This is a genomic window from Streptomyces sp. M2CJ-2 (genome assembly GCF_016757295.1).
Taxonomy (GTDB): domain Bacteria; phylum Actinomycetota; class Actinomycetes; order Streptomycetales; family Streptomycetaceae; genus Streptomyces.
In genome coordinates, this window is the sequence record NZ_JAESIF010000027.1 from 72,153 (window position 1) to 93,317 (window position 21,165).

At 69.3% G+C, this 21,165-nt stretch carries 14 protein-coding genes; 4 read left to right on the forward strand and 10 right to left on the reverse strand.

Annotated elements, in window-relative coordinates; all coding sequences use genetic code 11:
* Positions 1 to 154: 154 nt before the first annotated feature.
* Complete coding sequence (locus tag JL475_RS21050; protein ID WP_307825120.1) at positions 155 to 2,200, forward strand: ATP-binding protein; 2,046 nt, start codon at positions 155 to 157, stop codon at positions 2,198 to 2,200.
* A complete protein-coding gene (locus tag JL475_RS21055) occupies positions 2,197 to 2,478 on the forward strand; it encodes a hypothetical protein (protein WP_202279352.1) in 282 nt (93 codons plus the stop codon). Before JL475_RS21050 ends, JL475_RS21055 begins: the two co-directional genes overlap by 4 nt.
* Before the next feature lie 3 nt (positions 2,479 to 2,481).
* On the opposite strand, the gene JL475_RS21060 is transcribed toward JL475_RS21055, so the two are convergent.
* From JL475_RS21060 to JL475_RS21090, 7 genes are all read right to left on the reverse strand, one after another.
* On the reverse strand, positions 2,482 to 3,405 hold the full coding sequence (locus tag JL475_RS21060; protein WP_202279353.1) for a hypothetical protein: 924 nt from the start codon (positions 3,403 to 3,405) through the stop codon (positions 2,482 to 2,484).
* Positions 3,406 to 3,754: 349 nt separating this feature from the next.
* Positions 3,755 to 3,997 carry a hypothetical protein gene (locus tag JL475_RS21065; protein ID WP_202279354.1) on the reverse strand — a complete coding sequence of 81 codons (243 nt, stop codon included), beginning with the start codon at positions 3,995 to 3,997 and terminating at the stop codon, positions 3,755 to 3,757.
* A 166-nt stretch (positions 3,998 to 4,163) separates the two neighbouring features.
* Complete coding sequence (locus tag JL475_RS21070; RefSeq protein WP_237407780.1) at positions 4,164 to 5,075, reverse strand: hypothetical protein; 912 nt, start codon at positions 5,073 to 5,075, stop codon at positions 4,164 to 4,166.
* Positions 5,076 to 5,410: 335 nt separating this feature from the next.
* Positions 5,411 to 8,923 carry a Helicase associated domain protein gene (locus tag JL475_RS21075; protein WP_202279356.1) on the reverse strand — a complete coding sequence of 1,171 codons (3,513 nt, stop codon included), beginning with the start codon at positions 8,921 to 8,923 and terminating at the stop codon, positions 5,411 to 5,413.
* 17 nt (positions 8,924 to 8,940) lie between these two features.
* Positions 8,941 to 9,999, reverse strand: coding sequence for a TniB family NTP-binding protein (locus JL475_RS21080; RefSeq protein WP_202279357.1), 1,059 nt, complete (start codon positions 9,997 to 9,999; stop codon positions 8,941 to 8,943).
* Positions 9,993 to 12,155: a Mu transposase C-terminal domain-containing protein gene (locus JL475_RS21085; RefSeq protein WP_307825121.1), complete on the reverse strand. Its 2,163-nt coding sequence runs from the start codon at positions 12,153 to 12,155 to the stop codon at positions 9,993 to 9,995. Before JL475_RS21085 ends, JL475_RS21080 begins: the two co-directional genes overlap by 7 nt.
* Positions 12,152 to 12,922 (reverse strand): TnsA-like heteromeric transposase endonuclease subunit, encoded by a 771-nt coding sequence (locus tag JL475_RS21090; RefSeq protein WP_202279359.1) that lies wholly within the window; start codon positions 12,920 to 12,922, stop codon positions 12,152 to 12,154. Before JL475_RS21090 ends, JL475_RS21085 begins: the two co-directional genes overlap by 4 nt.
* Before the next feature lie 504 nt (positions 12,923 to 13,426).
* On the opposite strand from JL475_RS21090, the gene JL475_RS21095 reads away from it, so the two are divergent.
* Entirely contained in the window at positions 13,427 to 15,679 is a 2,253-nt protein-coding gene (locus tag JL475_RS21095; protein WP_202279360.1) for a helix-turn-helix transcriptional regulator, read from the forward strand.
* A 6-nt stretch (positions 15,680 to 15,685) separates the two neighbouring features.
* Positions 15,686 to 16,243 carry an XRE family transcriptional regulator gene (locus tag JL475_RS21100; RefSeq protein WP_202279361.1) on the forward strand — a complete coding sequence of 186 codons (558 nt, stop codon included), beginning with the start codon at positions 15,686 to 15,688 and terminating at the stop codon, positions 16,241 to 16,243.
* Positions 16,244 to 16,280: 37 nt separating this feature from the next.
* On the opposite strand, the gene JL475_RS21105 is transcribed toward JL475_RS21100, so the two are convergent.
* From JL475_RS21105 to JL475_RS21115, 3 genes are all read right to left on the reverse strand, one after another.
* Positions 16,281 to 19,310 (reverse strand): DEAD/DEAH box helicase, encoded by a 3,030-nt coding sequence (locus tag JL475_RS21105; protein ID WP_202279362.1) that lies wholly within the window; start codon positions 19,308 to 19,310, stop codon positions 16,281 to 16,283.
* Between the two features lie 36 nt (positions 19,311 to 19,346).
* A complete protein-coding gene (locus JL475_RS21110; protein ID WP_237407789.1) occupies positions 19,347 to 19,658 on the reverse strand; it encodes a hypothetical protein in 312 nt (103 codons plus the stop codon).
* 91 nt (positions 19,659 to 19,749) lie between these two features.
* On the reverse strand, positions 19,750 to 20,655 hold the full coding sequence (locus JL475_RS21115) for a hypothetical protein (RefSeq protein WP_202279363.1): 906 nt from the start codon (positions 20,653 to 20,655) through the stop codon (positions 19,750 to 19,752).
* Positions 20,656 to 21,165: the final 510 nt, after the last annotated feature.

The following is a 21,165-nucleotide window of genomic DNA, read 5'->3' on the forward strand; positions in this document are numbered from 1 at the left end:
GAAGACCTCACCCAGGCCGCGCGCTAGCTACCTCACCGCAGCGAGTGGCGGCCCCCATACGCAAGGCGATGTGTACCGCACTGTGCGAAACCGGTACGGTCACCGCATGTCTGGGGAGCACAACACACAAGCCGCTGCTCGCACAGGAGTTGGCGTGGGCGTGGTCAGCACAGGACTGCCGGCGCAGAGCGGACCGCCGCTGACGGAGTTCGAGCTATCGGTCGGCGAACGCAAGATCCTCCAGTTCAAGAGGAAGCCCCAGATCGCGGCCGTCGCCGAACTGGTGTGGAACGCCCTGGACGCCAACGCCACCGAGGTCGACGTCGAACTGCGCCGCTCCAGCATGAAGGCGATCACCGACGTCATCGTGACCGACAACGGTCATGGCATGACGCTCGAGCGAGCACGCACCGCCTTCCAGGCATACGGCACCACCTGGAAGACCAGCAGGACACACACCGAGGGCGGGGAACGCATCCTGCATGGCCGCAACGGTGAGGGTCGCCTCTTCGCCTTCGCCCTGGGCGACCAGCTCACCTGGGAGTCGGCGGCAGTGGTCGACGACGCCTTGGTCGGGGTCCGGATCCGCGGCAACGCCGATCACGCCACCATCTGGCAGGTTGAGGAGACAGAGCCGCCCCGGGACAAGCCTGGCACGACAGTTCGCATTTCCGTGCCTCAGGGCAAGCCGCTCAGTCGCCTGGAACGTGACGACGCCGCGGCGAACCTCACCGCGAAGCTGGCGTTCTACCTTCGGGCCTATCCGCACGTGCACGTCACGTTCGACAGCAAACGGCTCGACCCCAGCGACATCATCGTTGGTGAACCCATCGACCTGGAGCTGGACCTGCCGGAGGAGTACGCCGGCGAAGATTTACCCCCGGTCGTCACGTTTGTCGAGTGGAACAAGCGGATGGGCGACCGCAAGATGCTTCTCTGCAACGCCGACGGCATCGCCCTCGGCGAGCACGGCAGCGACTGGTCCGACGGCATCATCAGCTTCACTCCCTACCTGCGCGCCAACCTGTTCAACGGCCTCTCCGTCGACGACCTGCACGGCCTGACCATGTCCCACTCCGGGCTCCTGGACGCGGCCGTCAAGGCCGTCCAGCAGCACCTGGCCGTTCGCGGCGCCCAGATCTCAGCTGAGGTCGTGCGCCAGCTGAAGACCGAAGGCATCTACCCCTACGACGACCAGCCGGCCACCGGCGCGCTCGCCATAGAGCGCCAGACCTTCGACGTCGTCGTCACCGCCGCCCGCCACGCGCTTCCCAACAAAGGCCCGGCACGCAACCTCTCCGTCAACCTCATCCGCACCGCACTGGAGAGCAACCCCGGCGACCTCCACACCATCCTCGAAAAGGTCCTGGCACTCAGCGACGACGACCGCCGACACCTGAAGAACCTCCTGGACAGCACCGACCTGACCCACGTCATCGGCGCCGCCACCACCGTCACCAACCGCCTGAACTTCATCCAGGCCCTGCGAAAGATCCTTGCCGACGAACACCTCCGCAAGAACCTGCGCGAGGTCGACCAACTCCACCCCATGGTCGCCAAGAACCTCTGGCTGTTCGGCGAAGACTGGAACATGACCCGGAGCGAACTCGGACTCACCAACGTCCTCCAAGCCCACCTGGAAGACCACCTCGGTGAAGACGTGGTCCTGGAGCATGAACTCGAAGCCGTCACCCAGCCGGACGGGCGCAGCGGCCGGGTCGACATCCTGCTCTTCCGCAGCCGCCGGGACGACAACTCCACCGAGCGCCTCGTCATCGAGCTCAAGCGACCCACGGTGAAGGTCGGCCCGAAGGAACTCGACCAGATCAAGGGCTACGCCCGGGCCATCATCGACGATCCCCAGTACAGCGGGGTGGGATGTAAGTGGCGCTTCTACCTCGTCACCTACGACTACTCGGACAAGATCCTCCGCGACATTCGGCAGAAGGACCGCCCCTCCGGCCTCGCCGATGTGCAGGACGACTACGAAGTCTGGGTCAAGAACTGGGGCGAGATCCTCGACGCTGCGGAGAAGAAGCTGCGGTTCTTCCAGGAGCAGCTGAACTACGAGGCGACCGACGACCGCGTTACCCAGCACCTACGGGAGAGCTACTCCCACTTCATTCCCGACGCCCTGGTGCAGCCACAAGATCAGTCCGCAGAGACTGAGTCGGCTGACACCTCAGAACAGGAACAATGAGAAGGCGAGGCCCCGAGAGCGCATCCCGGAGCCTCGCACGATCCGGCTCCACAGCCGGGCGGCTGCCCAGGTCGGCCAGGACGATCGCGGTCATCCCGGCCATCTGCCCGGCCGGTACGGCACAGCCGCGCCCGTACCGGCGTGGGCTGCGGGACGGTGAGCAGCGGGCGCAGACCGGCGAAGTCGGCGACCAGGTCGGCCAGGACGAGGGCGGGCTGCTGGCCGTGGTAGCCGTACCCGTAGCTCTCGGCTGCGGCCTCCAGGTCGGCGAGTCTTGATGGTCAAGCCGTGTGTATACGGCTCAAGTCGAGCGGAGTCGGGAGGGTCATGCCCCACGAGATGATGATGTCCGACGGCACCACGGCCTTCTCGACATCGGCACCGGAAGCCTTGATCTCTTCAGGGCCGGTCAGCTTCAACCCACATAGGGGGCAGTCCAGCAGGTCCACCGTTACCTCCGCACCTGTGGTGGTCGAGCGGATTGGTGTCACCCGGATATGCGCTTCTCCACTACATGCAGGACACGCGAGAGTGGAGATCAGCACGATGAGCTTGTCGTCTTCCCCTGACACCGCGACGGCATGAGGGCCTTCAACGGGTTCCTTGAGTGCCCTCTCCTTGGCGCCCTCAGGTAGTCCCTTGAACCGGTCATCGAAGAGGTGTCGTGCCTGCTTGATCCGGACCTCAACGTCCCGCTGGATCGCGTCTCGCTGCTTGTCGACGGCTACGTTGACGGCGCTGATCCAGCGACCCCAGAACTGCTCAGCCGACATGTCGACGGCCTTCAACAGGATTGCGATGGTCTCGGCAAGTGTCGGCAGCAGAGACCTGGCCTCGTCGCCAATGGTCGTGTGTGCGGTGCCGTTCCGGAGGTCGATCAACCGATCGAGCTGAGGGTCAGGCGGGAGCACCTTTATGCGCCGGAGCCGTTGGAGGGCCTCCTTGGCGCCGACAGTGCGGACCTTGTCCGGGTCCAGCTCCAGATCACCGCCGAAGTACAGCAGCAAATCTGAGTTCCCGTTGCGCATTTCCACCAGATAGGTCGGGTTCCTCTTGATCAGGACAGCCTTGGCGAGCCGCTCGACGGCAACGCCGCCGTGGAGAGCGAACTCGTCGTACTCGCCGCGCCCGTGGTCCTCCATGGCCTTGTACACGGCTCTTCCGGCACCCGTCAGGAAGCTCTCGAACGAGAGTGAATCGTCCATGCCAGGACGGTAACCGCCCCTGTACTACAGGTGCGATCGAATTCAGGGGTATGACATCCCCGTTGAGGCCCGTTTCACCCGTCTCCCTCACTGGAGTTGCGGGTAATGGAGTGCGGGATGGGCGGCGCGGACGCTCCGGGATCGGGGCCGCGTTCGCCGGTGTTGCGGGTTGACGCCGCCGCGCCGGACCGCCGCCCGGACTCCGGCGCCTGGTGGTCCTCGCCGTCTCCCCCGTACGACGGTCCGAGTGCGGTGACCGTCGTACGGGGGAGACGCTGCCGGCCACCGGCCTCGGGACCGGGACCGGGACCACCAGGTCGGCGGAGATCGGATCAGCGGGTGCGCCGGGTCAGCGCTGCTGGATCCACCAGATGATCCACCCGGTCCCGCTCGCGCCCACGGCGCCGGCGGAGCCGCGGACGATGCCGTAGCCCGCCGTACGGGCGAGGGCGCGCAGGCGACGGCGGCGGCCGCCGTCCAGCAGCTGCAGCAGCCGGGTCCGGATCTCGGACCAGATGTGACGCAGCTTGCCGTTGCCCTGGTGATGCCGGGTCGACGCCGGCCGGTCGGTGCCCTTAGGCTCGTTGGACATGCTGATGGTGTCTCCTTGGGGAGTGACTGTCGGTTTCTTCACTGGGCGGCTCCCTGCTGGAACAGGGGGCCGTCGCCCGTTTGCGGGGCGGCGGCCTGCACCGCGCCCGACCCGGATGCGCCGGGCCGGGAGTCGTGGGGCCGGGGCCATAGCGCCCCGGCGGTGCTCATCGCGGAATCGCGGCCCCCGAGAGCGCGGGGATACGGGAGCCGATCCGCAGCGCGGTGCGGGCGACGCCCTCAGGAGTCCAGGCGGCCTCTGCCGCCTCGCGCTCCGTCTTGTTGACGTTCAGGTCGAACGGCGCGGCGAGAGCCCAGCGGACATGCGTGCTCTGCCCGAAGACGGAGAAGCCGTCCAACTGCTGCTCGGAGAGGAACTCGTACAGCAGGCGCTTCTTCTTCAGCTCCTCGATGCCGCGCCCGACCGTTGACGGGGAGACCCCGTACCAGAGCGCGTACTCCCTGGCCTTGTGCAGGGCGAAGGACGGGCTGCGCTGGCTCATGAGGATGAGTAGCATCGTCTTCGCCGGCATCGAGAGCGACCGGTAGTAGTGCTGCTCCCAGTACGCGAACGGCACCTTGAAGTAGGTGCTCTTGCGGGAGCCCGTCTTGTCGCCCGACGGCAGCGTGTACGGGTCGCCGGAGCCGTCCTCGAGCAACTTGGTGATTTTCGTCATCCGGCCCTGCGGCTCGGTGCTGATCAGCTTCAGTTCCTTGAGCTTGTGCAGGTGCCGGGAGACTGCGGCGCTCGCCGTGCCGTTGGTGGCGAAGGAGATTCCCGCTGCGCGGCCCCAGGTCTCGGACCGGTGAGCGACGCCCCAGTCGGCGCGTGCGGTGACGCAGTGGATCAGGAGAAAAAGGTCCAGCCGCTCGTTACTGCGCAGCATCTTGGCGAACGGGCCGGGCCGCGTGACCAGGCGGAGGCCGGGATCGGCATCCTGGACGAAGGCACGCCGGATGGGGACGGCACGGCCGGTGCGCTTGGACTGCTCCAGCAGCATCCGTATCGTTTCGTCCTGGCTCACGGCCATGTCCCTCTTGAGCACGGTCAGTTCGGTGTTCACGGAGTCCATGTTCACCGATCGGTCGTACGAAGCGGGTGTCGAATTCCGGTGCGGCCGCTTGGCCGCCTCCCGTTCAGACCGGGTTATCGGAAAACCTGGGATAACAGATGACCCCAGTAGGAAACCATTGATGCCCGAAGCTGCAGGCAGGTGCGTACTCGGCACCTGAAACCTTTATCGTTTCAGACGGTGATCTTTGATGTTCTGGAGCCGAACCTTTGGATAGTTCACGCCGTGACTCCGTACCTGGGAGAACACGGCGGCGAGTCGGGTTCGAGCCGGTCGCGGTGGTGACGTGCTGTCGCGGTTCGTTCTTTCTGATCGGCATCCGGGGCGTTGAGCTGGGCTGATCAGTTGGTTGGTTGGGTTCGGCGGTGTGGTGTGTGCCGGCGAGGCGCTGGGCGTTGCTTGCGGGTCCCGGCTGGGCGGGCCTGTGAACTGCGGAGTTTCTGTTCTGGGTTGGTCTCGTGGGTGTTGATCAGTTCTGTTGGCTGGTCGGTCAGGTTCGCTGGGCGACTGTTGTAGCGGTGCAGGGGTGCGGGGCCGTGGATGCCGAGGGTGCCCATCAGGTGTTGTTGATGGGGGTGGAGCTGAGTCCAGGTTCGTTGCTGGGTGCGGATCCATTTGGTGGTCTGGTTGGGGAAGGGCCTGCCGGTGCTGTAGGACGTGTGGGCTTGGTGCCAGCTGTGGTTCCAGGTGGCGCGCCAGGGTGGGTTCCACCACGGGTCGAGGGTGGCGAGTTGCGGGTCGTGGGGCCAGGGCCGGCCGGTGCGTTTCAGGTGGGCGTGGGCGGCTCGGCGTTGTTTGTACAGCCACCATCCCAGGGGGAAGCCGTCGTGTTCGGTGCGGTAGCCGGCTGAGGTGAGGTTGCCGTGTTGGACGGTCCAGGCTTGGGCGTAGGGCAGGCCGGCCGCGAAGGCGGAGGGCGGGTTCTTCAGCCGCGGGCGGGCTGGGCGGGCCGGTTGGGGAGGTTTCGGTGGTGGTGCCAGAGCGCGGGCGCGTTCGCTGGTGAGGCCGATGTCGGCGAGCTGCTGTTGCTGCTCGGGGTGGAGGCTGTCGTAACTGGAGCACTGGGTGAACAGCCATTTCGCTGTCGCTGATGGGAGCGCGTCGAGGGCGGCCGTGGTGGCCAGGGAGCGGCCGGTGGTGTGGGTGCGGGCGGTGAGGTAGGCCTGCTGCCAGCGCGGCCCTCCCGCCGGGTTCCAGTGGGGGTCGATGGCTTCCAGGGCTTTGATGCGGTCGGCGGGCAGTTTTCCGCGGCTGGCACGGCGGCGTTGGGTGCCCAGCCAGGTGCCCAGTGGGTAGCCGTCGTGGCGGGCGGGTTGGGGGACGGCGAGGTTGCCGTGCTCCCTCGCCCAGGCGCGGGCGTGGGCGAGGCCGGCGGCGAAGGATGCGGCTTGGGTTTTGCGTCGGGGTAGGGCGGTGCGGGCGCCTTCGGCGGTGAGGCCGAGGTCGGCGAGGAGCTGCTGCTGGCGGGGGTGGAGGTCGTCGTAGACGGTGCACTGGTGGTACAGCCACTGCCCGGTCCAGTCCGGTGTGCCGGGGAAGCCTTCCTCGGGGGCGAGATTCTGGCCGGGACCCAGTTGAGTGCGGGCGGCCTGGTAGCGGCGTTGCCATTTCATGCCCCAGGGCGGGTTCCAGTACGGGTCGATACGGGCGAGGGCCTCTTCGTGTGGCCAGGGGGCGTCGAAGCGTTCCTGGTGGAGGTTGGCCTGGTGGCGTTGTCGGACTAGCCAGCGGCCGAGAGGGAAGCCGTCGTGCTGGGTGGTGCGGGGCGCATCGAGGGTGCCGTGTACGGCCGCCCAGGTGCGGGCGTAGTGCAGGCCGGTCTCCATGGCGGGATGCCGGGTGGCCGGGTCGGGCACGGCGGTGCCCGCCAGGGGTTCGGTGAGACCGAGGCGGGCCAGGAGGCGCTGCTGGCCGGGCTGGAGAAGGCGGTAGTTGACGCACTGGGCGTGCAGCCACTGCCCGGTGCGGTCGTCGAAGTTGCGGAATCCGGCTTGGGGGTCGAGGAGGGCGCCCGCGGCGACGGCGGCGTGCGCGTTGTGGTGCTCGCGCTGCCAGTCGGTGGGCCAGGGCGGGTTCCACCAGGAGTCGATGTTGGTCAGTGCCTGGTTCAGTGCGGGGTCGAGCTGGCCGCGCCGGGCGCGCACCCGCTGGCTGTGCAGCCATTTGCCGATGGTGAAGCCGTCCTGGCGTGCGGAGGTGGGAGCGCACAGGTGGCCGTGCTCGCCGGCGTAGGCGCGGGCGTGGTCCAGGGCGGTGCGCCGGGCTGCCTTGAGATCCCGGCGCCGGGGCAGGGCGGCGCGGGCGCGTTCCTGGGTGATGCCGAGGTCGGCGAGGAGGCGCTGTTGCCCGGGGTGGAGGCTGCTGTAGGTGGCGCACTGCTCGTAGAGCCAGGTGCCGAGATTTTCCGTGGTGCCGGGGAAGCCGTGTTCGGGCGTGAGCGGCTGCCCGGCCTGCACCAGTGCCGTGGCGCGGTGGTAGATGCGCTGCCACCACAGGTTCCAGGGCGGGTTCCACCACGAATCGAGGGCGTCGAGGGCGGCGGCGCGTTCGGGAGCGAGTTCGGGTCCTGCAGCGCGCTGGTTGGCGAGCCACAAGCCGATGGCGAAGCCTTCGGTCCGCACCGTGTTGGGCGCGCACAGGTGGCCGTGTTCGGCGGCGTAGGCACGGGCATGGCGCAGCCCACGCGCGAACCCCCGGGCCGCGTCATCGGCGCTGTCTGGGAGCGACGCAGGCCCGGGCTGCACGGGCGTCTCGCCCCGGTCACTGCTTTGCGCCAGGAGCTGGGAAACCGGGGTGGGCCGGTGAGGCGGGGAGACGCGCCACATGCTTCGCGTCTTCGGTCTGTGTCCGGCTTGGCTGCGGACGCAGGCGCGCACCCAGGCGTTCAACGGCCCTGTCGTGACCGCAGCGAGGCGGTCGGCGATCCACGGCCGCTCGAGACGCCGGGCCAGTTCGTCGACGAGGCGGGGGACATCGGCGAGCGAGTGCGGTTGATGCCGGCCCGCCTCGTCGAGCAGCTGCTGCTGCACCCCCGCATCGGCCAGGGTCGCAGCCAGCGTGACGGCTTCCGGATAGGTCACCGCATCCCGCGCCGCTGCGCGCCAGGCGAGGCCGTTACCCAAAGCCATCGACCGCAGCCGGTCGGGCCAGAGGGTCTCTTCCGGCCAGGCCTCGTCCCACCACGACGCTGTAACCGCCTGGGCCACAGCGAACGCTTCGCCGGCGTGCGGGCTGCGCCGCAGCAGCCGTGCATGACGACGCTGGGCCGCTGCGACCTGCGGAACATACCGAACGTCCAGCTGCCCGGGACCCGCCGTCGCTTCGTCGGCGACGGGTGTTTCCAGCATCCAGCACTGGTGTTTGGCGCATACCCGTGCGTGCGGCAGGAGGTAGCGGCGTGCTTCTTCCCGGCCCTGTGATGCGGTCGCGGTGCAGGATCGGCAGCCGGGGCCGGTCGGCGGGATCGTGGCGGCGGTGCGGACCCAGGCGGCCGGACCGCTTCCCAGCCTGCTTGAGGGAACCTCCCGGTCCCAGGCCGGTAGGGCACGGCGCAGGTGTTCTTCGGGCATGCGGCAGAAGGCGGCGACCATGGCCCGGGCCTCGGTGTTGAAGACGACTTCGCCGTCGGGCCGCACGGTGAAGAGGTTGGGTCGCCGTCCCACGTCCACGAGTGCGCCGATGAGTTCTTTGGCCGTGAGCCGGTAGCGGGAGGCGACTCGGCTCATGTAGGACAGCGTCGTCTCACCGTGCAGCGGCGCTACCCGCACCGCGCCCAAAGCCCCTCTGTGCCCGGAGAGTTCGGGCTGCTCGCACTGTAGTGGCTGCGCCTGCTGCCCGCTGGTGGTCTTCGTCACCGCCGCTTTGACCTCCGTCAGGATCCCGCGTTGTGGCTGCGCGGGCGTGGGAGGCGTTTTCGGGGCGGGCGGGCTTGCTGTTCGGCCCGGATGTCGAGCTGGATGCCGGCCAGGAGCTTCTTGGTGATCTTTTCGCTGCCGTCGAGCAGGGCGGTCAGGGCGGCTTCGCGGATGAGGTGGGAGAGGCTGCCCATGACGCCGCCGGTGCGCTGGTGGAGGTAGTCGGCGTGCCGCGCCAGGGTGTGCGGGGTGTGGTGGCGCAGGCGCAGGGCTTCTTCCATGTCGGTGACCAGAGCGCGCCAGATCTCGCGTTGCTCGTCGGTGGCGCAGGGCAGCGCGGTGTTGCGGATCAGGGTGAAGCGACCGGCGAGCTGGGCGCCGCGCGGCCCGGTCAGCAGGGGAGAGGCTTCGACGTCGACGCCGGCGTAGACGAAGGTGGCGGGGATGCGCTCGCCGAGGTGTTTCATCTGGTCGGAGGTCTCCGCGCCGGACCGGGTGCGGGTGTCGAGCAGGTGGACGTCGTCCACGAGGACCAGCTTCGTCTCCAGGAGGCACAGCAGGTGGCAGACGGCGTCGGTGATCTGTGCCTGGTTCATGCGGGCCGCGATGGGGATGCCGAGGAACCGGGCGAATTCGCTGACCAGCATCTTGGGTGTGGAGGCCGGTGGCACGGCCAGGAAGACCACAGGCAGGCGGTCCGTGCTGCCGGGGTGCCGGCGCTGCTCGGCGAGTTCGAAGGTGCGGCCCATTTCCAGCAGGGTGGTGGTCTTGCCGGTGGTGGGCGGTCCGGAGACGATCAGGCCGCGGCGTGCGGTGCCCTGCTGGCGGCGGTTGAGGAGCATCAGACGCCGCAGCGACAGGGAGATGCGTTCCATGGCCGGGGTGGTCAGCACCACGAACCGGGAGTGGTAGTCCAGCCGTTCCTCCAGCGACCAGTCCTCGTCGGCGGCCGGATGGGGCTGCAGCGGGGGAGTGGCGACGAACTGCTGCCAGCCGTCTCGCGTGGTCGGCGGCGCGTACGCCGCGGCCCTCGCTCCGTCGTGAAGGGTCCTGTCGGCAGGGGCGTCTGTCACCACTGTGCTGCTTCCTGGTAGGCGTCATAGATCCGAGAGGGACGCGGAACTTGAGCGGGGGAGTCCGGCCGTTCGTCTCCGGCAGGCTCATCGGCGTCAGCGGGGCCGGGCAGGTCGTCGTCCTCGTCCCAGCCGTCCTCGAACCCTGTCTCCCCTTGCTGATCCTCTTCTTCCAGCGGCGTGAAGGCACCCACCAGGCCGTAGGAGAGGGTCGGAGCCGCCACGGGGTCCGGGACCGCCTGCGGCGCGGCTGGTCGGGCCAGGGACGCTGCGGCGCTGGCGCGCGCCGCCACCGTCTGCTCGCGGCGGGTCCCGGCACCGTTGCTCGCACGCCGCAGGAGGCGGTCCAGGGCCTGGGCGAGCTGCCGCTCGTGCTCGACGCGGTCGCCGCGGCGCTCGACTGCGGCACGGACGTGCTGCCAGGTGAAGTCGGTGAAGGGCAGGCTGACACAGCCGCGGTGGATCCACGGCACCTCTTCCCACCCGGTGGGCAGCCGCACCCAGATCTGATTGGGGTCGTAGGGGTTGTGGTGCACCTCCCATCTGCCGTCCGGCGCGCCCGACCGGTCCCCGCGATGCGGATTGAGGACCTTGTGGTCGTAGGTGCGGTAGTCGAAGCGGATGCCGTAGTCGTTGATGGCCACCCGCTTGATGGGCATGAGCTCGATGTAGTCGTCCGCGCCCAGCGGCACCGGGACATAGCCGGTGACTCCCACGAGCGCGCCCCACATCTCGTTCGGCGACAGGGCGAGCTTCGGCGCCAGCGGATGGCGCAGCGACGCGTGCGGGCGGTGCTGCCAGTCGGTGACCAGCCACTCATCCAGCAGGTCCTGCACCTGCGCAAGCGTCCAGCACGCCTCGTCCTCAACGCGCGTGCCGCGCCGGGTGACATCCGAGCCGCTGTAGCCGGCCACGTACTGGGAGAACCGGTCCCCGATGGTGCGGAACGTCCGCTCGACATGGCCCTTGGCCGGGCCGTTGGCCGGCGGCACGGGCTGAACGGACACCCCCAGGCTCTCGCACGCGGCAATGAAGGAATGGGAGACGAACACCGCACCTTGGTCGACCACCACCGTCTCCGGCATGATCACCGGCCGGGCCGCTGCCCCTTCCAGCCGCGCATCCAACGACACCAGCCGCTCATAGGGGATGACTGACCGGGACATCGCCAGCGCCGTCTCCCACCCCGGGCGCATCCGCATGGGCGTGACCATCTGCGCCAGCAGTACCGCCGCATCCACCGATCTTGTGCCCACCGGACGCACCACAGCGGCACAGATACTGCGCGTTGCCACGTCCAAGGAGACCGATAACTCGACCGACCCCGTCACCCCGTCGGCGAGCACCACCAGCACATCCAGCGGCGTACTGTCCAGCATCACCAGCTCACCCGGCCGCAGCGCCACGGTCGGGGTGAAGGGAGGGGCCGGCCGCGACGTGCGCCGCCGCTGCTGTGCCGCCGACCCCAGCAGTCCATGGCCGTCGGCGAGCGCGTGCACCAGCCGATTGAACGTCGTCACCGGCGGCACCTTCACCGCGCCGGGACCATGGGCTTCCTCCAGGACCCACCCGACCATGCGCCGCAGCCGGCTCAGCGTGCCACTGGAGCGTTCCCGCTGCGCCTCCAGCACTTGAGTGATCGCAGCGACCACACGCTCATCGGCCCGTCCCACCACAGAACGCCTACGCGCCGTACGCTGGTCGACCAGCCCCCACAGCCCCTTCTCGCGGTAACGGGCCCGCATCCGCCGCACGGTCACCGCACTCGTCGGCTGCCCCGCCGCGGTCAACTCCGCTGCCTTGGCCTCCTCCCGTTCCGTCACAGTCCGCTGCGCCGGATCGAACTCCGCCCGCGGCACACCACCCTGCCCCGGCACCGGAAGGCCGGTCTCCACCTCGCGCACGTGCCGCTCCCAGGCCTCAGCACGCTCGCGTGCCTGCACAGGCAGTTCCTCCAGGAGCCCGAACGGAGGCACCTGGGGGCGGGCCGCTCCTACGAGTTCGAAGTCAGGAGCAGCGAACAGATAGCTCACCAGCACCGTCGCCGTGGAGTTGTCCGAGCCGACCAGCCGTACACGGGCACCTTCGAGCATCACCACCGTCCAGGAGCGGTCCTCGAACCGCACCTGGCTCCCCACCTCGAGTACTGCCGCCGTCACGCAGACGCCCACTCGCCCGGGCCTGCTGTCACGGTCACCCGTTCATGCAAGGGCTCGTTCAGCGGGGCTGACAGCGCCCCGCTCCACAGGGCATGGAAGAGGGCCGGGAGAACCCTGATGGTGTCCCCGAGGTCACGGGCTCCTTCGATCAGCGGCCGAGGACGGGCAAAGGCCCGCATCGCCTCCTCCAAGAGCGCGGTGTCCCGGTAGCGAGGGTGCCGGTATCCCGACAGCCAGCCCAGGTTGGCAGCGACGACCGGTTCGGGAGGCGAGGCGACCCAGTACTGCCATCCCACCGCACGTGCCGCCGCTGCCATGACGTCAGCACGGTGTGCCAGCCGGGCAGAGATCTCCCCTCGCCCGGCACAGTCGAGCAGCAGGCCCCTGCCGTCACTGAACCGCGCCATCAGATGCGGTGCATGCGACAACACGGCCCCATCCGCCTCCCGCCAGGACAACTCCACCGGGCGGCACGCCATTGCCACCACCGTAGGGTCGTGGTCCAGAAGCATCACCTGGGTACGCATGACACCCGACCCGTAGTGCACCAGCCGCCCGGTGGTAGCCGACCACCACCAGCCCGGCGCGAAACGACGGCCAGAGCGCAGGGGAAACGGACGTACCGGACCGCAGTCCTCCAGACGAACGACACGAGCGGCCTCGCCCCACGGCATCCGCTGTTCTTCCCCGTACGGATCCAGGAAACGGGCGCTGTATCTACAGGGATCAGCGACCGCCGGGTGCGCCGAGGAGCCTTGCCGCCACATGCACCTTCAACCGATGAGCATCCCATCAGGTAATGGCCACGCGGCGGCCTGCTCCCTCACTCGCATTCCAAGCCCTGCTCAGCGAACGCACGGGCTGCCGAGCGCGGCCCTGTGCCGCCGATACGGCCACCCGGTCGTGTCCGTCCCGGACAGCCTCAGCAGATCGAGCGCGACGAAGCGAGCCGGCCACTCGCCCGCCGCCCGGGCCGCCCCGGCGCCGCGCCGCTGTCCGACCTGCCAGCGGGGCCAGCCGAACGACACCGGCTGTCGGCCACGAGGAGAACAGATCCGTCACCCGCCATTCCTCAGCTCACCAGCACACGCGACCGGACCCAGACTTCCCAAGCAACAACGCACTATCCGACCTTGCGGGCACGCTCGGGATCGCGCCGCTACGCCCAACCCGTCGCTAGCTGCGAGATCAACGCCATGGGCGCTATTCGTACGGCAAACGTACGCTATCCGTACGGTTCATGGGCTAGAGTGTGGCTCAGGAGGTGTTCGATGTCCGAGTTGTTCGATCGGATCGATGCGCTGGTCGCGTCCCGGTCTGTGCTGCCGCCGCCGGCGGAACGTAAGCGGCTGCGCCAGGCGCACGGCCTGACGCTGGACGAAGTGGCCGCAGCCCTGGACGTTCGGCGGGCAACCGTCAGCGGCTGGGAGTCCGGCAAGACCGAGCCCCGCCCGCCGGAACGCGAGGCGTACGCGCGACTGCTCGGCAAGCTCGCGGAGCTCTACCCCGCTGACACCAACGCCGCGGCGCCCGTTGAGGACACGGCCGTTCCGGAGACGTTCGAGAGCGCTCCCGCCCCAGCTCCGCAGGCGCAGCCTGTGCCCACAGACGCGGCGCCCGAGGCTGCGGCCATGACGACCGAACAGAACACCCAGCCCCGCCCCGCCGGCAACTCCGTGCCTCCGACTGCCGCGTCGCGTCCGGCGCGCACCACCAGGACGACGTCGTCCGCGTCACGACGCCCGGCCGCGACGAAGGAGGCCCCGGCCGCGACCCCGGCGAGCGAGAGCGACCCGCGGTTCGAAAACGGGCCGCTGGCGGTCGTCGACGTCGACGCGGACGGTCAGGTCCTCGCGTACTGCACCGGCGGCCTGGTCCTGGACGTACCCGCCAAGAGCATCCCGGCCCTGGTCGATTGGACGCTGCGCGAGGCGAAGCTCGGTCAGCCGAAGCTGTCCGGGCCGGGCAAGGACGCCGACCCGCTGCTCGTGCTCACCGAGGCCGCGCTGGAGCGCTACGGCCTCCCCGTGGCCCTCACGGATGAGGAGCGGCTCGCCGGGCGGATCCCGGAGGGCCACAAGGTCATCAAGCAGCTGGTCCGTGCGGAGTGGAAGCTGACCAAGCGCGGCTTCGGGCCGTGGGCGCGGATCTACCGCCCGGCGCAGGGTTCGGAGCGTGCCTGCGTGCAGTTGTGCATTCCGTCGTGGCATGCGCTGGATGCCCGGCACTGGGGCGAGGCCGGGCAGCTCCCGTCGGCGGAACTCGCCCGGGTCCTGGGTGCGTACGCGTCCCGGGTGATGACCCCGCGCGGTTCGACCGCCGTGACCGGTCTGGAGCTGATGACCGCGCTGCATCCGCCGACCCGCGCCTCCGAGCCCGACGCGACGGGTAAGCGGCACTCCGAACACAACCCCGGCTCGCTGGGCAAGGACCCGGTGGACTGCGCCCCGTGCGAGGCCCCCGACGGGCACCCGCTGCTCAAGGATCTGCCGCGGTTCCACGTCCGCGGCCCCGGCGAGAAGTTGTTCGAGGAGGCCTACGACTGGGCGCGGCCGATGACCGATGCCGAGTGCACCCTGCGGCACCTGGTCGGCATCGACGTGAACATGGCCTTCGCCGCCGGCGCGAACGGCCTGGTTGTCGGCCTCGGTGCGCCGACGCATGTCAAGGCGCCGGTGTTCGACGCGAAGCTGCCCGGCTCGTGGCTGGTCGACCTCTCCCATGTGGACCTGTCGCGGGTGAAGGTCGGCAAGGACAAGTGGGCGGACCTGGACGCGAGTCTGCTGCCCAGCCCGTTCACGCCGAAGGGCGAGCAACCGGAGGGCCCGGCCTGGTACGCGACGCCGACCGTGGCGTACGCGGTGGAGCTCGGCTACGACGTCGCGCCGCTCGAGGCGTACGTCCGGTACGAGAACGGCCGCTACCTGGATGGCTGGTACAACCGGCTGCGTGACGCTTTCCTCGCCACGATGGCCGACCTCGGCGTGCACGCGGACATGGCGCCGGCGGACTTCCTCGCCGCGATGGGCGGCTACAAGGAGCGTGACCCGGAGCTGGCGATCGTCGTCTCCGCGGTCAAGGCGACGGTGAAGGGCGGTCTGGGCAAGCTGCGCGAGCGGCCCCGGGGCGAGGGCTGGCGGCCGGGCGAGCCGTGGCGGGCGCTGTCCCGCCCGACGTGGCGGCCCGACATCCGGGCGGCGGTCATCTCCCGCACGCGGATCAACCTGCACCGCAAGATCGTCAAGCACGCGTCGTTCACCGGGCAGTACCCGATCGCGATCCTGTCCGACTGCGTCGTCTACGCGGCCGACGGCACCAGCCCGCTGGACTTCCTGCCTTACCGGGACGGCAAGCCGCTGCCGGGCGGCTTCAAGCTCGGCATCAACCCGGGCCTGGTCAAGCACGAGGGCACCCAGAGCGTCCTGTGGGGCGAAGAGGTCCGCGAGCGGTTCGACGCCCCGGAGCTCAACCTGGCCCGGTACATCAAGGACGGGCAGGTCACGGACAAGGACAGCGGGGAGTAGCAGGCGATGAGCATGTTCGGGGACGGCCTGGACCAGGCGGTGCAGCGGACGTTCACGCGCCCGGTCCCGAAGTCGGCCGGCGCCCAGATGCGGTACCTGGTCAAGCAGCTCAAGGGCACCAAGGCGGTCGCCCAGATGCTGCGGATCTCCCAGCGCACCGTCGAGCGGTATGTGAAGGACCAGATCAAGAAGCCGCGTCCGGACCTCGCCGCGCGCCTGGAGCGCGAGGTGAAGGCCCGCTGGCAGCCACAAATCCGCGCCAAGGCCAAGGAGCGGGCGGCGACGACAGGCGGCATCGTCATCGACACCCGCGCCCGGCTCGGCTACACCGCGCCGATCGGGTCGACGGACCAGGACCGCATCCGGCACCTGACCGTCGCGCTGCCCCCGCAGTACGCGGCGCGCCTCTTCGAGGCCCAGGAGCAGGGTGCCACCGAGCAGCGCCTCCAGGAGCTCGCTGCTGAGGCACTCAAGGAGGTGTACTTCCAGGACGGCGGCCGCCGCGCCGGCCAGCTGGAGGAGGTCCGGTTCACGGACATCGAGCACCTCGAGTTCGACCTGTAGATCTCGAACGAGCCCCGTCGACAGCATCATGCTGTGGTCAGAGCCGATCGGCCGCACGGAACTCGATGTCCACGACAGCGGAGGCGATTTCGTCCTTGCGCCACTTCTCGGGGGAGTTGTGGTTCACCAGGCCGCCCGCGTAGGCCATGCGCAGCAGTTCTGCCTTGGTGCGGTTGCGCATCAGCTCGTTCATGCGCTGCGCCCGCGCCCGGCCCCGTGCTGCCTGGGTCTCGCGCTCTTCCCGCGCCACCGTGTCGCCCTGGTCGTGGTCTTCCTGCGCCTGTGCGTCCGACGGCGCGGGCCGGACGGAACCGTCGTCCATGCTGCCGGACGGGGCCGGCACCGCTGCGGCCTTCGCCCAGGGCACACCCAAGGCGGCGAGGGCGGCCTGTTGCTCGGAAGTGAGCTTGTCCCACCTTGCGCGGGTGTTCGATGTCCATACGCCCAGCTTTACGACCACTGGCTCCGTCTCACCGTCGACCGCGATTTCCTCAGCGTGGCCGCGCGGCGTCGGCCGATCCGGGCCTTCCCGTTCCACCCACTGCGCGAGGGCCGTAAGTCCGCGCTGGAACGCCTGCTGAGCCTTGCCCGGCTTCGTCGCGAGGGTGGCCGCCGGGGCCGGAGATGGCGGCTGGATGGGCTTCACGCCCAGCTGGGACAGCCGTTCCTGTTGCTCGGTGGACAGCTGCGCCCAGGTGCTCGCCTCGCGTTGCCGTGCGAGCCATCGTCCGATGTCGTCGCCGTCCATCAGTACGCCGGGTGCGATGTCGGGCAGGTGGCCGTCGGCGTCGACGAGATCGGCGAGGATGCGGTAGTGGCGTTGCCAGTCCAGTGGCCAGGGGCAGTTCCAGTCCGGATCAATGGCGACTAGCTGCTTGGCGCGTTCCGTTGCCCGTTCCGCGTCTTTCCCGAGGCCGCCTTTCCGGCGGAGGTTGGCCATGTGCTGGCCGACGGGCACCATCGCCTCGCCCTCGCCCCACACGGCGTCCTGCCTCGGGGCGAGGTGTCCGGTGGCCCGCCGGTACGACCGCAGCGCGGCGAGCTTGCTCTCCCAGGCTTCTTCGCCGGGCTCCCACACCATCCCGGCCTCCGGCGCGTCCAGCAGCTCCTTGCGCCGCGGTTCCAGCTCACCTGCCCGCAGGGCTTTCCTCTGCTGGTGCACCCACCTGCCAAGCGGAAAAGCCTTCGTCGCGCCGACCTCGGTCTCCGTGTCGTAGGGCACGGTGTAGAGGCCGGTGATCTCGTTCTCCGCCCGCCAGCGGATGAGGGCCTGGTAGCCCTCCAGCCACACCAGCGACTCCGGCCGGTAGACGCGGGTACGCAGGAACGCGGCGATCGTCGCGGCGTCCTTCGGAGTGGAGAAGTGGAGCAGGGCGGATTCCGCGGCGGCCTGCGTGTCGTCGTGCTCCTGCTCCTCGCCGTCGGCGCCGACGATCCGGCCTTCCTCATCTCGCTGAACGTGCACCTTGCGCTGCTGCTTGCCGCGAGTGAGGGCGCGGGAGGCGAGCTGCTCGACGAGTCGTTCATCATGACTGCGGAGCCCTTGGAGGATCGCTACAAGGGGGCGGAACGAGGCGGAGGCGACCATGTCGGTCGGGTCCTCGCCCGGCTCCAGGAAGACCGGCACGATGATCCTGGCGACCTTTGTGGAGCCGTCGCGGTTCAGCCTGAGTGCCCGGCCGATGTTCTGCACGATCTCCACCTGGGAGCCGCGGGTGTCGGCGAAGCAGATCGCCTCTACCCCGCGCTCGCCGGTGATGTCGACGCCCTCTCCCAGCACGCGAACGCTCGCGAGGAACGCCCGGTGCACGCGCCGGTTGTTGGCGTCGATGCCGTTGGCGAACTGCCGCAGGGCCTCGCGGCGTTCGGCCACCAGGTGGTCGCCGCACAGCCATGCCGACCACACTCGGTCCGGCGGGACGTGGCGGCCGGCCTCCAGCCCGTAGAACTCCGCGTCGATCGACGACGCGGGGAGTTCCTGCTCCGCCTTGACCATGGTCGCGTCATCCGTCTCGGCGACGTACAGCTCCGCAGCGGTCTTCGGCAGCGCCTCCGCGAACGCCTGGGCTTCCTCCACCTTCTGGTGGAACGTCATGACCGTACGCAGGTTGTACGCCGCCGCGTGCTCCAGCAGGGCGGTCTGCAGCAGGGCCAGGCGCCGGCCCCGCAGCGCCTCCTCCGACAGCCCGAGCACGGGCGAGGGGTCGCGGATCTCCAACACGTCGATCTCGAACGGGGCAAGGATTTCCCGCTCGATCGCCTCCGACAGCCCGAGTTCAGCCCCAGGTAGCCAGGCGCCGTACGTCCCGTCCGGGTCGTCGGCCATGCTCGCGATCTCCAGTTCCTGGCCGTCCGCGCCCTTCTGCGGCCGGGGCGCGGCGAGGATGCGCGGGGTCGCGGTCAGGTACAGCCGGAAGTCTGCCGGGATGCGGGCGTTGTCGTGGATTGCCGACCAGGGCCTGCCAAGATCCCCCGCCGTACCGTGGGCTTCGTCCACGATCGCGAGCGAAAAACCGTCCATCCGTTGTCCGTACAGGCGCTCTCCGCCCGCCAGAGCGGCCTCCAGCGGTCCGCGTGTCTTCTTGCGTGGCCTGCCGTCCGTGCTGCCCTGCCAGGGCCCGTAGGGGCGCTCTTGCTCCTGGAGGGCCTCATAGTCATCGCGGTCCACGAGGGAGGCGTACGTGGCGAACACGATGACGGGCCCGTGCCCGGCCCACAGGGCGAGCTGGATCGGGTTCGTGGTGGTGCGCACCTCGAGCTCGTTCAGCACCGGGTCGTTCTCCAGCGAGCACACCGCGACCATGGGGGAGCGGTGGCCCACCGCCCGCCACGCCTGGGCGGTCTGCACGAGCAGATCCAGGGTCGGCACGGTCACCAGGATCCGCCCGCCCGGGAAGCACTCCAGCGCGCACGCGGCGGCGGTGATCGTCTTGCCCGATCCGGTCGCGGACACGATCGTGCCCCGTGCCCCCTCCGACGGTACGGATGATCTTGCAGGGAATCCCACCCACCGACGGAAAGCAGCTTTCTGGGCCACCTGGTGTTCCTTGAGCTGAATCGCCGACATTTCCGAGCTTCCCCTATGCCTGAATTCCCGTGGTCTTTAGATGGCCGCGTGCGGAATGCAGTCCGCACCCAAGTCGTTCCAGATCGACGCACCCGCCTTGTGCCAGCCGCCGGGCTCCCCGTCCTTGAAGGGCGGCTTGTCGTCCGGGTCGTGGTGCCCGGCATCGAGCGTGCAGACGACGTAGTCCCCGTTACTGTTTACCGTCCGCGCAGTGCACAGACCGCCGGCCTCACCCAGCACCTCCAGCACCCGACGCCGCGCCGTGGTGTACGGGTGCGTGCGCGGAAGAACCGTCTCCCGGATGAACGCCTCCAGCCGTACGAGGTCGGCCTGCTCACGCTGCCTCACGTCCGCGAGTTGTACGGCCAGTTCAGCGACCCCGGCCGACCGGCCAGGAAGCTAGTGGTGGGCGCGGTGGCAATGAGGGTGTACGCGGGGGCTAGCACGGCTGGTCCGCGTGCAGCTCGTACTTGAGGACCTTCCACGAACCGTCCCAGCGCTCCAGCAGGCTGGTGATGACGTACTTGCTCACCGCGGTGGAGGCCACCGGGGCCGGCTTGCCGGTCTTCTTGTCGGTGATCTTCCACTTGGAGACGTCCAGGCAGGCGGAGACCGAGGCGTTGGGGGTCTTCTTCCCTAGCTCCGAGCCGGTCACGGTGGCGTTGCTGAGAACTGGCTTGCCGGTCATGAGCCGGCCGTTCGACTTCAGGTTGGCCACCGTCTCCTCGGCCTTGTTGAGAGCCTCGGCAGCGGCATGGCGCTTGAGGTCCGTGCCTTCGACCGCCGGCACCGCGTAGGCCTTGGGCAGTTCCGCCCAGTACGCCTGGTACGCCGCGATGGCCTCCTTCTTCGCGGTCTCCTCGGCGGATTCCGGCGTGGGGGTCGGCGAGGCCGAGGACGGCGAGGAGGGGGGCGTCGTCGGCTTTTGCGATACCGGCTCGCTGGTCGTGCAGGCGCTGACCGTGGCGAGGGCGGTGAGGAGGAGCGCAAGAGCGCCTCGTTGGCGGAGCGGAGTAGTACCGACGCGCACGCGTCGCATGTGCGTATGGGCCGTCACGATGTCTCCCGATGCATCTACGGTCACCCGACGCCACTTGCGCTTATCGTCCACCAGGGGCCTGCCGCGTACCGCGGGGCCACCTCCATTGCGGCCCGCGAAGACCTCGCCCCGAGAGGCCGGCGCCAGGCCGCCCAGCTCGACCACCTCGCACTGCGCCCTGGCAACCGCTCCCGCCTTCAGAGCGGCCACCAGGTCGTCTGCCTCGCTCGCGGACACGCCCTGCACATCCAGGAGCGCGAACACCTTCAACCGGGCGTTCACGCCCTCCGTCTGGTACTGCGTCACCCGGCGCAGAGAATCGCTGCTCAGCGCGGGATCGGGTCCGGTAGATTCGTGGTGACCGGTCATCTACGGTCGTTCCTCTCGGAATTCCGGGGAGGTTCCCGGGTGGTTGGGGGGTGCCTCATGTTTCCGCCAACACTACATGGTGCATCAACCTGATGCACCCACTACACCAGCACCCGAAACGAACGAGCAACCCCCATCCTCGCAGCCAGCCCAGCCCGCGAAGCGGGCCCCAACGGTCCTGGAGGCGAAGCCGGAAGGACCGTCAGGCGGGGGAGCGCAGCGGACCCGCCGGCCCGGGCTGCAGCGCAGCGGAAGCCCGGTAACGGGACAAAGTCCCGCCGCTCCGGGAGCGCAGCGGACGGAGCGTCAACCCCGATGCGCAGCATCGGGGTTGCGCGGGTGGCGCAGCCACCCGCCAGCGCTCCCGCGGAGCGGGAGCGCAACCCCCGCGCACAGCGCGGGGGTTCGCTTGCACATCGCGCAGCGATGTGGTACCCGCTCCGCGGG